The sequence below is a fragment of the Pseudomonas sp. W22_MBD1_FP4 genome, assembly GCF_052113765.1.
GTDB classification, from domain to species: domain Bacteria; phylum Pseudomonadota; class Gammaproteobacteria; order Pseudomonadales; family Pseudomonadaceae; genus Aquipseudomonas; species Aquipseudomonas sivasensis.
This window is the reverse complement of record NZ_JBGQOI010000025.1, coordinates 1-12529: the sequence shown is the minus strand read 5'-3', so window position 1 is coordinate 12529 and position 12529 is coordinate 1. Positions and strand designations below refer to the sequence as shown.

General features: G+C 57.0%; 12 protein-coding genes, 1 tRNA gene and 1 pseudogene. 3 read left to right on the top strand and 11 right to left on the bottom strand.

Annotated elements, in window-relative coordinates; translation table 11 throughout:
• Positions 1-71: 71 nt before the first annotated feature.
• The 4 genes from ACEN2T_RS25280 to trmJ all read right to left on the bottom strand — a co-directional run bounded on the left by ACEN2T_RS25280 (position 72) and on the right by trmJ (position 3686).
• Positions 72-1286, bottom strand: coding sequence for an IscS subfamily cysteine desulfurase (locus tag ACEN2T_RS25280; RefSeq protein WP_032890684.1), 1215 nt, complete (start codon positions 1284-1286; stop codon positions 72-74).
• A 50-nt stretch (positions 1287-1336) separates the two neighbouring features.
• Positions 1337-1828, bottom strand: coding sequence for a Fe-S cluster assembly transcriptional regulator IscR (iscR, locus tag ACEN2T_RS25275; protein WP_003194020.1), 492 nt, complete (start codon positions 1826-1828; stop codon positions 1337-1339).
• 302 nt (positions 1829-2130) lie between these two features.
• Positions 2131-2913, bottom strand: coding sequence for a serine O-acetyltransferase (gene cysE / locus ACEN2T_RS25270; protein ID WP_442117750.1), 783 nt, complete (start codon positions 2911-2913; stop codon positions 2131-2133).
• A 2-nt stretch (positions 2914-2915) separates the two neighbouring features.
• Entirely contained in the window at positions 2916-3686 is a 771-nt protein-coding gene (gene trmJ, locus ACEN2T_RS25265; protein WP_032890680.1) for a tRNA (cytosine(32)/uridine(32)-2'-O)-methyltransferase TrmJ, read from the bottom strand.
• Between the two features lie 145 nt (positions 3687-3831).
• On the opposite strand from trmJ, the gene suhB reads away from it, so the two are divergent.
• Complete coding sequence (suhB, locus tag ACEN2T_RS25260) at positions 3832-4647, top strand: type III secretion system regulator SuhB (RefSeq protein ID WP_003175971.1); 816 nt, start codon at positions 3832-3834, stop codon at positions 4645-4647.
• A gap of 206 nt (positions 4648-4853) precedes the next feature.
• Here suhB and ACEN2T_RS25255 read toward each other — a convergent pair whose 3' ends face one another.
• The 6 genes from ACEN2T_RS25255 to queA form a co-directional block, all read right to left on the bottom strand.
• The gene (locus ACEN2T_RS25255; RefSeq protein WP_032890678.1) at positions 4854-5396 is read right to left on the bottom strand and encodes a glycine zipper 2TM domain-containing protein; all 543 of its coding nucleotides are present in this window, start codon (positions 5394-5396) and stop codon (positions 4854-4856) included.
• A gap of 124 nt (positions 5397-5520) precedes the next feature.
• Positions 5521-6435, bottom strand: coding sequence for a protein translocase subunit SecF (gene secF, locus ACEN2T_RS25250; protein WP_032890676.1), 915 nt, complete (start codon positions 6433-6435; stop codon positions 5521-5523).
• Positions 6436-6444: 9 nt separating this feature from the next.
• Positions 6445-8313, bottom strand: coding sequence for a protein translocase subunit SecD (gene secD, locus ACEN2T_RS25245; RefSeq protein ID WP_032890673.1), 1869 nt, complete (start codon positions 8311-8313; stop codon positions 6445-6447).
• 62 nt (positions 8314-8375) lie between these two features.
• A complete protein-coding gene (gene yajC / locus ACEN2T_RS25240; protein ID WP_003175975.1) occupies positions 8376-8714 on the bottom strand; it encodes a preprotein translocase subunit YajC in 339 nt (112 codons plus the stop codon).
• A 43-nt stretch (positions 8715-8757) separates the two neighbouring features.
• Positions 8758-9873 (bottom strand): tRNA guanosine(34) transglycosylase Tgt, encoded by a 1116-nt coding sequence (tgt, locus tag ACEN2T_RS25235; protein WP_003175976.1) that lies wholly within the window; start codon positions 9871-9873, stop codon positions 8758-8760.
• 5 nt (positions 9874-9878) lie between these two features.
• The gene (queA, locus tag ACEN2T_RS25230) at positions 9879-10928 is read right to left on the bottom strand and encodes a tRNA preQ1(34) S-adenosylmethionine ribosyltransferase-isomerase QueA (RefSeq protein ID WP_099602713.1); all 1050 of its coding nucleotides are present in this window, start codon (positions 10926-10928) and stop codon (positions 9879-9881) included.
• Positions 10929-11036: 108 nt separating this feature from the next.
• On the opposite strand from queA, the gene ACEN2T_RS25225 reads away from it, so the two are divergent.
• Together ACEN2T_RS25225 and ACEN2T_RS25220 are read left to right on the top strand one after the other, a co-directional pair.
• Positions 11037-11121, top strand: a tRNA-Leu gene (locus ACEN2T_RS25225).
• Positions 11122-11668: 547 nt separating this feature from the next.
• Positions 11669-11818 carry a hypothetical protein gene (locus ACEN2T_RS25220; RefSeq protein WP_442117749.1) on the top strand — a complete coding sequence of 50 codons (150 nt, stop codon included), beginning with the start codon at positions 11669-11671 and terminating at the stop codon, positions 11816-11818.
• 85 nt (positions 11819-11903) lie between these two features.
• On the opposite strand, the pseudogene ACEN2T_RS25215 reads toward ACEN2T_RS25220, so the two are convergent.
• A pseudogene (locus tag ACEN2T_RS25215) lies at positions 11904-12324 on the bottom strand (IS3 family transposase); the annotation flags it as partial.
• Positions 12325-12529 lie beyond the last annotated feature (205 nt).

Here is a 12529-nt window from a genome sequence, read left to right as displayed (position 1 = left end):
CTCTGGAACCCTGTAAAAACGCCTGCGTTTTCCGCCACGTTCCTACAGAGCTTGGGTGGCGGCTTCTATAGTTAGTGTGCCGCCCACTCGATCTTGGAAATATCGACACCGTCTTTGTACATGTCCCACAGCGGCGACAGAACGCGCAGCTTGTTGACGGCTTCGCAGACTTTCTGCGCGGCGTAGTCGACTTGTTCTTCGGTGGTGAAGCGGCCGAACGTAAAGCGGATCGAGCTATGTGCCAGTTCGTCGTTGCGGCCCAGGGCGCGCAGTACGTACGAAGGCTCAAGAGAGGCCGAGGTGCAGGCCGAACCGGACGAAACCGCCAGGTCCTTGAGCGCCATGATCAGCGACTCGCCTTCGACGTAGTTGAAGCTCAAATTCAAGTTATGCGGTACGCGGGCGGTCATGCTGCCGTTTATGTACAGCTCTTCAAGGTTCTCGACCTGCTTGTAGAAGCGATCGCTCAGGGCCTTGATGCGCACGTTTTCGGCAGCCATGTCTTCCTTGGCCACACGGAAGGCTTCGCCCATGCCTACGATTTGGTGGGTCGCCAGGGTGCCAGAACGCATGCCGCGTTCGTGACCGCCGCCGTGCATGGTGGCCTCGATGCGCACGCGTGGCTTACGGCTCACGTACAGCGCGCCGATACCTTTAGGCCCGTAAGTCTTGTGGGCCGAGAACGACATCAGGTCAACTTTCAGCTTGGACAGGTCGATATCAACCTTGCCGGTGGACTGAGCAGCGTCAACGTGCAACAGAATGCCCTTGGAGCGAGTCAGCTCGCCGATGGCCGAGATGTCGTTGATGGTGCCGATTTCGTTGTTTACGTGGATCACGGAAACCAAGATTGTGTCTTCACGCAGCGCGGCTTCAATCATGGCCGGAGTGACGATACCGTCGGTGGTCGGCTCAAGGTAGGTAACTTCGAAACCTTCACGCTCAAGTTGACGCATGGTGTCGAGGACAGCCTTGTGTTCAATCTTGGTGGTGATCAGGTGCTTGCCTTTGGTCGCGTAGAAATGCGCCGCACCCTTGATTGCCAGGTTGTCGGACTCAGTGGCGCCGGAAGTCCAGACGATTTCGCGCGGGTCGGCATTAACAAGGTCGGCGACTTGGCGACGAGCATTCTCGACCGCTTCCTCGGCTTTCCAGCCGAATACATGGGAACGGGAGGCCGGGTTGCCGAAGTTTCCGTCGACCAGCAGGCACTCGCTCATCTTTTGCGCGACACGCGGATCAACCGGGGTGGTCGCTGAGTAATCAAGGTAAATCGGCAATTTCATGGACTTTCTCCTAAATCAGGCTGGCTGGCGTGCCGTTAGCTCTTCGGCTGTCACTCGACGGCGGACGCTTCAATCTTGTCCAGACGCGGCGCCTTAGTGTTGCAACGGCGCTGGTCCTGACGCTGGGCTACTTCTTGTACCTCACGGCGAGTCACAAGATCAGCCAAGCTGATACCACTCAAAAACTCATGGATCTGCAGACTCAAGTCACACCACAAATGGTGCGTCAGGCAGGTGTCGCCTGCATGGCAGTCACCCAGGCCCTGGCATTTGGTCGCGTCGACGGATTCGTTGACCGCATCGATCACCTGGGCCACCTGAATGCCCTGCATATCGCGGGACAACTGATAGCCGCCACCTGGCCCACGCACGCTGGAGACCAGATTGCTACGGCGCAATTTGGCGAACAGTTGCTCAAGATAGGACAGGGAAATGCCTTGGCGCTCGGAGATATCGGCCAGGGACACCGGCCCAGTTTGCGCGTGCAGAGCCAGGTCGAGCATGGCAGTCACCGCGTATCGGCCTTTTGTAGTCAGTCTCATGGACAATTACCAAGGTGTTTCAGAATGTGGGCAAGTATGCGATTCCCGAGTATTTAAGTCAACTATAAGACCTAGTACTTTAGTCAGGATTACCCGTAAAAAGGGCGCGCGAATCATAGCAGGATGGGGTGGGGACGAACAGCGGGAACAGGGCCTAGCGGCTACTCCGAGACCAATGGAGGTCAAGATGTAGGAGGCAACTGCTCCCAATAGCAGCGGACCAGCCCACGCAGGGAACGACTAACAAACCGCTATCGAGAGCAAGCCCCCTCCCACAGGTGACTTTCAGTGCCTGGAAGACCTCAACCAGTCTTCGTCGCAGCTTCGTCCTTGATCTCGGCGAAGTCCTCCTCGCGCAGTTCGGGCAGTTCTTTCGCACAGTAGCTGCTGCCCAGCTCCTTCAGCGCGCCGCACATACCGTCCAGCTTCCCGTCCACCGCCTGCAAGTGGTCAAGCAACTGGCCGATGGCGCGCGCGACCGGATCAGGCATGTCTTCACTGACCCCATAGGCATCAAAGCCAATCTTCTCGGCCATTGCCTTGCGCTTTGCTTTCTGCTCATCGCCAACTTCCGGCTTGACGATGATTCGGCCCGGAATACCCACCACGGTTGCGCCAGGCGGTACAGCCTTGGTTACGACCGCATTGGAGCCGACCTTAGCGCCAGCACCTACAGTGAATGGCCCTAGCACCTTGGCGCCGGCCCCTACCACCACGCCATCGCCCAACGTTGGGTGGCGCTTGCCTTTGTTCCAGCTAGTGCCGCCCAACGTCACACCTTGATAGAGCGTGACATCATCGCCAATCTCAGCAGTTTCACCGATGACGATACCCATACCATGATCGATAAAAAAACGGCGCCCCACCTTGGCCCCCGGATGAATCTCGATACCCGTCAACCAGCGGCCGAAGTTCGACACCAGTCGCGCCAGCCATTTCCAGCCCATGCCCCACAAGGCGCCGGATAGCCGATGAATCCAGATCGCGTGCATGCCCGGATAGCAGGTCAGCACTTCAAAGGCGTTGCGGGCCGCCGGGTCACGGTGGAAAACACTCTGGATATCTTCTCGCAAACGCTCGAACATTTTTAATCCTTCCGCTTAAGAAGCTCGCCACGGGCCGCTTTTTGGGTTTCCGTGAGGATGCCACGCAATATATTCATTTCCGCCCGGCTTACCGAACTGCGCCCGTACAACCGACGCAGGCGCGCCATCAAGTGCCGCGGCTTGTCAGGGTCAAGGAATTCGATAGCCACCAGGGTTTGCTCCAGGTGCTCATAAAACCGCTCCAGCTCATCCATGGTGGCCAGCTCGCCACTTTTGGTCGACGCAACCTCTTCCTTTTCCATTTTGCTTGGCTGACCGGCAGCTGCCAGCCACGCCATGCGCACTTCGTAAGTCAGCACCTGCACCGCAGCCCCGAGGTTCAGTGAACTGAATTCAGGGTCCGATGGAATGTGCACATGGTAGTGACATCGCTGCAGCTCCTCATTGGTGAGGCCGGAGTCTTCACGACCAAACACTAAGGCGATTTCAGCGCCACCAGCAGCCTCTTCCACCACTTTGCCGCCGCACTCACGGGGATCCAGCAAAGGCCAGGGGATACGACGATCACGGGCGCTGGTGCCGAGCACCAGATTGCAGCCGACCAAAGCATCCTCCAGGGTGGCGACGATCTGGGCTTTTTCAAGGATGTCATTGGCACCGGATGCACGGGCATCGGCCTCGTGATGCGGGAACACACGCGGTTCGACCAGCACCAGGCGCGTCAGCCCCATGTTTTTCATGGCACGCGCCACCCCACCGATATTGCCGGGATGACTGGTATTGACCAAGACGACACGAATGTTTTGCAGCAAGGGAGGCGCTCTCGGACATGGGAAAGGGGAGCAAATCTTACAGAACAGCCTAAGGTTATGCCATGAAAGCTAACGTCGTCCTTCACCTGAAGAAAGTTTCTGCTAGAATGCTCGGCTTTCTTTAACAACCTTAGGTGACACATCCATGCAGCCCATGCTGAATATCGCGCTGCGCGCCGCCCGCAGCGCCAGTGAATTGATTTTCCGCTCCATCGAGCGCCTGGATACCATCAAGGTCGACGAAAAAGACGCCAAGGATTATGTATCCGAGGTAGACCGCGCCGCCGAACAGAAAATCATCGACGCACTGCGCAAGGCTTACCCTACCCACGGCATCCTGGGTGAGGAAACCGGCCTGCATAAAGGTAGCGGCGAAGGCGAAGACTACCTGTGGATCATCGACCCACTGGATGGCACCACCAACTTCCTGCGCGGCATCCCCCACTTCGCAGTAAGCATCGCCTGCAAATACCGTGGCCGCCTGGAACATGCCGTCGTCCTCGACCCGGTTCGCCAGGAAGAATTCACCGCCAGCCGTGGCCGTGGCGCCCAGCTGAACGGTCGTCGCCTGCGCGTCAGCGGCCGTACCAGTCTCGACGGTGCCCTGCTGGGTACCGGCTTCCCCTTCCGCGATGACCAGATGGACAACCTGGAAAACTACCTGGGCATGTTCCGCGCCCTGGTTGGCCAGACCGCAGGTATCCGTCGCGCTGGCGCAGCGAGTTTGGACCTGGCCTATGTTGCTGCCGGTCGTTTTGATGCGTTCTGGGAGTCAGGCCTGTCCGAGTGGGACATGGCTGCAGGCGCTCTGCTAATCCAGGAAGCCGGTGGCTTGGTGAGCGACTTCACCGGTGGTCACGACTTCCTGGAAAAAGGCCACGTCGTTGCTGGCAACACCAAATGCTTCAAGGCAGTGCTGACGGCTATACAGCCACACCTGCCAGCCTCGCTGAAGCGCTAAGCTAGCGAGCATAAAAAAAAGCACCCTTCGGGGTGCTTTTTTTTATGCCTGCGATTTGGTGCGAACTTGAATACCAGCAACGCTACCAATCAATGTGAAAGGGATGTTGCCTCCGATGGCAGCAGCTCAGTTACAGACTCATTAACCGATGCGCCCACATCAAGAGCAAGCCCCCTCTCACACCTCCAACTATGACAAGCCTCAAATTATTGCTGGTTTTGACCCAACACTAAACGACCTTCTTTATCGACCGGAATCTGGCCACCCGGATCACGATCCATCCGCACCGAGCCTTCCTTACCATCCAAGGTGTAACGCACGTCATAGCCGACTACCTTGTCGCTGATGTCGTTGACGGTGTTACAACGCGTTTGTGTGGTGGTGTAGGTATCGCGATTCTGCATACCCTCTTGAACCTTGTTACCGGCATAACCACCACCGACCGCACCGGCTACCGTCGCTAGCTTCTTACCGTTACCGCCACCGATCTGATTACCTAGCAAACCACCCGCCAATGCACCCACAACGGTACCTGCGATCTGGTGTTGATCCTGCACCGGTCGCTGCCGAGTAACTGCGACATCCTTACAGACTTCGCGAGGGGTCTTGATCTGGGTTTTTACCGGCTGCACCGCCAGCACTTGCGCATACTCAGGGCCGCTTTTTACCAGGCTGTAGGTGGCGACAGCACCCCCGGCAGTTACACCGACAGCACCCAATACCGCACCAACCAGTAACGACTTGTTCACGTTGAACCTCCTGACCATCACAAACGGACCGAAAGATCCGCGCTATACCCAGCCTTGGAGCAAAAAAAAAGGCACGAGTTCAATACTCGTGCCTTTCTTGTAACAGCAGATCAACAAGCGCTCATTAAGGGCGGTCGTCGACCTCCTTGCCAGTCGCGGCTGGAGGGATCAAGTCTTCGCTGTTGAGGTTCAACCAGATCAGCACAACGTTGGCGATGTAGATCGACGAGTAAGTACCCGCCAGAACGCCGATAAACAGCGCCAGGGAGAAGCCCCACAAGTTGTCACCGCCGAAGATCATCAGCGCAGCAATCGCCAGCAAAGTGGAGATTGATGTCGCCATGGTACGCAGCAGGGTCTGAGTGGTGGAGATGTTGATGTTCTCGATCAACGTCGCCTTGCGCAATACGCGGAAGTTCTCACGAACCCGGTCGAATACCACGATTGTGTCGTTGAGCGAGTAACCAATAATCGCCAGCACAGCCGCCAGTACGGTCAGATCGAAGGTTATCTGGAAGTACGCCAGAATACCTACGGTCACGATCACGTCGTGGATCAGCGACACAATCGCGCCGACACCGAACTTCCACTGAAAGCGGAAAGCCAGGTAAATCATGATGCCGACGAGTGCCATCAGCATGCCAAGGCCGCCTTGGTCGCGCAGCTCTTCACCTACTTGCGGGCCGACAAACTCGACGCGCTTGACCGACGCGGGATTGTCGCCGCCAACCTTTTGCAAGGCTTCGGCTACTTGGTGACCCAGTTGCGGATCTTCGCCTGGCATGCGCACCAGCAGGTCGGTGGTCGCACCAAAGCTCTGCACCACGGCCTCGTGATAACCGGCCTTTACCAGCTCGTTGCGCACTAAGGTAACGTCGGCCGGCTTCTCGTAGGTCAGCTCAATGAGCGTACCCCCGGTGAAATCCAAACCGTAGTTCAGGCCCTTATGGAACCAGCTGAACAACGCCAGAACGGTAAGGAGCACAGTGACGCCGAACGCAATGTTGCGAACGCCCATGAAGTTGATTGTACGTAACATGGCAGCCCCTTAAATCCACAACTTCTTGAAGTCACGCCCGCCAAAGATCAGGTTGACCATTGCGCGGGTCACCATGATGGCCGTGAACATCGAGGTAAAGATACCGAGGGACATGGTCACCGCAAAACCTTTGACAGGGCCGGTGCCCATGGCAAAGAGAATCCCGCCAACCAGCAATGTGGTCAGGTTGGAGTCGAGAATCGCGGTAAATGCCCGGCCGAAGCCTTCGTTGATTGCGCGCTGCACAGTCATGCCTGCGGCGATCTCTTCACGTATCCGCGAGAAGATCAGCACGTTGGCATCTACCGCCATACCCATGGTGAGTACGATACCGGCGATACCCGGCAAGGTCAGCGTAGCGCCCAGCAGCGACATCAAAGCCAGCAGCATCACCATGTTGCCCGCCAGGGCTACGGTAGCGATGATGCCGAAGAAGCGGTAGATGGCGATGATGAACAGCGACACGAACAACATGCCCCACAGTGCAGCGTCCACGCCTTTGGTGATGTTGTCTGCACCCAGGCTTGGGCCGATGGTGCGCTCTTCAGCGAAGTACATCGGCGCCGCCAGGCCACCAGCACGCAGCAGCAGTGCCAGCTCCGAGGATTCACCCTGGCCGTTCAGGCCAGTGATACGGAACTGAGCACCCAGCGGCGACTGGATGGTCGCCAGGCTGATGATCTTCTTCTCTTCCTTGAAGGTCTGCACCGGCACGTCTTTCTCGACGCCGTTGACGATCTGCTTGGTGTAGGTAGTAACAGGACGCTGCTCAATGAAGATCACCGCCATGCTGCGACCGACGTTGCTGCGCGTGGCGCGGCTCATCAGTTCGCCGCCGTGACCATCCAGGCGAATGTTAACTTCAGGTGTGCCGTGCTCGCCGAACCCGGCCTTGGCGTCGGTCACCTGATCACCCGTGATGATCAAACCACGCTCGATTTGCGCCGGCGGACGATTGCCTTCACGGAATTCGAACTCCTCGGAAGTCGCGCGGGAAGCGCCTGGCTCAGCTGCGAGACGGAATTCCAGGTTGGCAGTTTTACCCAGGATACGCTTGGCTTCAGCGGTGTCCTGCACGCCTGGCAGCTCAACCACAATGCGGTTGGCGCCCTGGCGCTGAACGATCGGCTCGGCCACGCCCAGCTCGTTGACGCGGTTACGTACCGTGGTCAAGTTCTGCTTGATGGAATACTCGCGGATTTCGGCGATCTTGGCCGGGCTCATTGCAAGACGCAGCACGGCCTGACCGTTCAGGTCAGCCGGTACGATGTCAAAATCGTTGAAGTTCTTGCGGATCAGCGCACGGGCCTGTTCGCGGGAAGCTTCGTCTGAGAAGCCCAACTGGATGGCGCCGTTGAGCTGCGGCAGGCTGCGATAACGCAACTTTTCTTTGCGCAGCAGGCTCTTCACATCGCCCTCATAGACTTTCAGGCGTGCGTCGAGGGCTTTGTCCATGTCGACTTCCAGCAGGAAGTGCACACCGCCGGACAAGTCCAGACCCAACTTCATCGGGTGCGCGCCAATGCTGCGCAGCCATTGCGGCGTGGTCTGTGCCAGGTTCAGCGCAACGACGTAGTCGTCACCCATGGCCTTGCGCACGACGTCTTTGGCCGGCAATTGGTCTTCTTGCTTGGTCAGGCGCAACAAGCCGCCCTTCGCACCAGCCGCCAATGTTGCCGCTTTAACTTGGATACCCGCGTCGTTCAGAGCCTTGCTCGCGCGTTCCAGGTCAGCCTGATTGACCTGCAACGAAGTGCTGGCGCCAGTGATCTGGATCGCCGGATCATCAGGATAGAGATTGGGAGCGGAATAAATAAAACCGATCGCCAGCACCGCCAGGATCAGTACGTATTTCCACAGAGGGTATTTGTTCAGCATCACGCCGCCCGCTTATAACGCGGGGCGCCTTGCGCGCCCCGTCGATTGGTAAAGGTTGTTACTTAGATCGCTTTGAGCGTGCCTTTTGGCAGCGTGGCGGCGATGGCGCCCTTCTGGAACTTCATTTCTACAGTGTCGGAGACTTCCAGAACCACGAAAGCGTCGGAAACCTTGGTGATCTTGCCGGCGATACCGCCAGTGGTCACAACTTCGTCACCTTTCTGCAGGCTGCCCAGCAGGTTTTTCTGCTCTTTGGCACGCTTGGCCTGTGGACGCCAGATCATGAGGTAGAAGATGACCAAGAAGCCGACCAGGAAAATCCACTCGAAACCACCGCCCATAGGGCCGGCAGCAGCAGGCGCAGCGGCGTCAGCCATGGCGTTAGAGATAAAAAAGCTCATTTAGCACTCCAGTTGCAAATAGTGAATCTTAGGGTCGGAAAACTCAGTCCAAGGGCGGCACAGGGAGCCCGCGCTTGGCATAGAAGGCATCGACGAAGGCGGCCAATGTACCCTGTTGAATAGCCTCGCGCAAACCAGCCATCAGGACTTGGTAGTGACGCAAATTGTGGATGGTATTCAACATGCTACCCAGCATTTCCCCGCATTTGTCCAGATGGTGCAGATAAGCACGGGAGAAGTTCTGGCAGGTGTAGCAATCACAGGTGGGATCCAGCGGCGAATCATCATGGCGATGGAACGCGTTACGGATCTTCAGCACGCCTGTATCGATAAACAGATGCCCATTGCGGGCATTACGGGTTGGCATCACGCAATCGAACATGTCCACACCGCGGCGCACACCCTCTACGAGATCTTCCGGTTTGCCAACGCCCATAAGGTAACGAGGTTTGTCAGCGGGCATCAGGCCTGGCAAGTAGTCCAGCACCTTGATCATCTCGTGTTTGGGTTCGCCTACCGACAAACCGCCGATGGCCAGGCCATCGAACCCGATTTTGTCGAGGCCTTCAAGCGAGCGTTTACGCAAGCTTTCATGCATACCGCCCTGGACGATACCGAACAGCGCAGCGGTGTTATCACCGTGGGCGTTCTTCGACCGCTGAGCCCAACGTAGCGACAACTCCATGGAGATTCTCGCGACATCTTCATCGGCCGGGTAAGGCGTGCACTCGTCGAAAATCATCACGATGTCGGAACCCAGGTCGCGCTGTACCTGCATCGACTCTTCCGGTCCCATGAATACTTTGGAACCATCCACCGGCGAGGCGAACGTTACGCCCTCTTCCTTGATCTTGCGCATGGCGCCCAGGCTGAACACCTGAAAACCACCGGAGTCGGTGAGGATTGGGCCTTGCCACTTCATGAAATCGTGCAGGTCGCCGTGCTTCTTGATCACTTCCGTGCCCGGACGCAGCCACAGGTGGAAGGTGTTACCAAGAATGATCTCGGCACCGGTGGCGACGATGTCACGGGGCAGCATGCCCTTTACGGTGCCGTAGGTGCCAACCGGCATGAACGCCGGCGTCTCTACCGTACCGCGAGGGAAAGTAAGGCGACCGCGACGGGCTTTGCCGTCGGTGGCCAATAATTCAAACGACATACGACTCATAAGGTTTCCTCTGGGCCGCGTGGCGCCGGGTTACGGGTGATAAACATCGCATCACCGTAGCTGAAAAAACGGTACCCATTATTGATGGCCGCTTGATAAGCCGCCATGGTTTCCGGGTAACCGGCAAATGCCGACACCAGCATCAAGAGCGTGGATTCCGGCAGATGGAAATTGGTGACCAGGCAATCGACGACGTGGAACGGCCGGCCTGGGAAGATAAATATATCGGTGTCGCCACTGAACGGTTTGAGCACACCATCACGCGCCGCGCTCTCCAAGGAGCGCACGCTGGTGGTACCCACTGCGACTACACGCCCGCCACGAGCCTTGCACGCAGATACCGCATCGACAACTTCCTGGCTGACTTCCAGCCACTCGCTGTGCATATGGTGGTCTTCGATGTTATCCACACGCACCGGCTGAAAGGTGCCGGCCCCCACGTGCAGGGTCACATAGGCCGTCTCGACGCCCTTGGCCGCAATCGCATCCAGCAGCGGCTGGTCGAAATGCAGTCCGGCCGTTGGCGCGGCAACCGCGCCTAGGCGCTGGGAGTACACCGTCTGATAGCGCTCGCGGTCCGAGTCTTCATCAGGGCGGTCGATATAGGGAGGCAGCGGCATATGGCCGACGCGCTCCAGCAGAGGCAGAACCTCTTCGGCGAACTTGAGCTCGAACAATGCATCATGGCGCGCCACCATCTCGGCTTCGCCGCCGCCTTCGATCAGAATGCTCGAACCCGGCTTCGGTGATTTGCTGGAGCGCACATGGGCTAGCACGCGATAGCTGTCCAGCACGCGCTCCACCAGAATTTCCAGCTTGCCGCCGGAGGCTTTTTGGCCAAACAACCGCGCAGGAATTACGCGGGTGTTGTTGAATACCATTAAGTCGCCTGGGTTTAAATGCTCAAGCAAATCAGTGAATTGACGGTGTGCGAGGGCACCGCTGACCCCTTCCAGGGTAAGCAGTCGGCTGGCGCGACGCTCGGCCAAAGGGTGGCGTGCGATCAGCGAATCAGGGAGTTCAAAAGTAAAGTCAGAAACGCGCATGATGGGGTTCGTCTAGCAGGGCCGGGAAGTTTAGCGGAAATAGTGAAAATAGACCATGAAACGTGATTGACCAACGGTAATCTCATCTCTATACTTCGCCGCCATTGAGCCCTGATGGCGGAATTGGTAGACGCGGCGGATTCAAAATCCGTTTTCGAAAGGAGTGGGAGTTCGAGTCTCCCTCGGGGCACCATCTTAAAAAAAGACCTTGAATTTCAAGGTCTTTTTTTTCGTCTGTGGAAAAGTGAAGTAACGTCGCCAGAGGCCGGCAAAGGTGCCCAGAAGGCGAGAACAGACAAAACCAGCCCACAAGATAGTTACAAGCCTTAAAGATCGTTGAGCGCGCTCACGCCCCGCCCCAGAAGCCTTGTGATGACATCGAAAGCCCACTCTCGCTCACCTCCCATCACGCATAAGCCAACGCGCGAATCTCGAATTACGATATCGGCCTTATCGATTGGACGAATTTGGGCTACGCCGAGGCGTCGGCAACACCCAGGCTCGATCATTGAGAGATTTCTAGCTTAGGTAGAAGGCAATATCCGGTAGGAATCCTGGCAAATGTTCCGCATCAGGCAGTGCGCGTATCGGTAAGCGTCTGCCGAACTCAACTTGCATAAGCTTGAGATTCATTATGGGGGGCTTCGCAAAGAGCTGTAGGCAGGTTTCGAGTGCAATCAACTGTTGGTTGAGGCTCGTCTCAGCACACTCGGCCTGCCGCCCTACCCAAAGGAGATGAGATGAAGGACCAATCCGCCCCTATCCTGATTGTTATCCTTGACGCTCAAGATGCGATTGATCGTCCGAACTGGGACGGCAAAAATAATCCTAACTATTTGCCGGTCATCCCGCGCCTTCTCAATCAGTGTGAATCGCCCCGGATTCTCTAGACACCTTGCAAGCTCATTGCGTAACGCTTTTCAAACTCTACCGATGGCAGCTGATTGTTGAAACCATGGCGGCGTTTTACGTTGTTTCATACGTACGAATGTAGGTGATGTCAGTGACCCAAACCCTGTTGGATTCCAAGACATCGAACTGGCGCTTCAACAAATTGGGTAATGCTACCGCTGGCTTACCGCCGCACTTTCCGGGGCGGCGTCGATAACCTGTCTGAGAACGCATACCTTAAAGACGCATCAGCCTAGCCACACAATGACCACCACAATCCTCACAGACCTAGCGCAGATCGTCATGGATTTTGCGATAGCCGTAAACGCCGCCGCTCTCCAGCCAGGAATGCTTGACCAAACCCAGCAGTCGCTGGTCGTCTTTGGCGCGTATAGATTGCGGCTCAGACCGCCACGCTGTAATAACCACCGGGATGCACTATCAGCGTCAGGCAAAGCCGTCGAATCGAGTAGTCGCCCGTGCGCTGCTTGATAAAGGCGCACTTTTTGGCGAAGTATCCAAACACCTCAGACTTGGGTACCAATATAGCGCCCGATTGAAGTGTTCAAAATCATTAGGCCAGTTCAGGCCCGCCGCCCCTGAGGATATTCGAGAGCTCGCCCTGATCCGTCCTCGCACTTTCCGCCCGCCCAAAACAAAACCCCATCTGCTTTCGCAAATGGGGTTTCGGAATTTAATCTTGACGATGA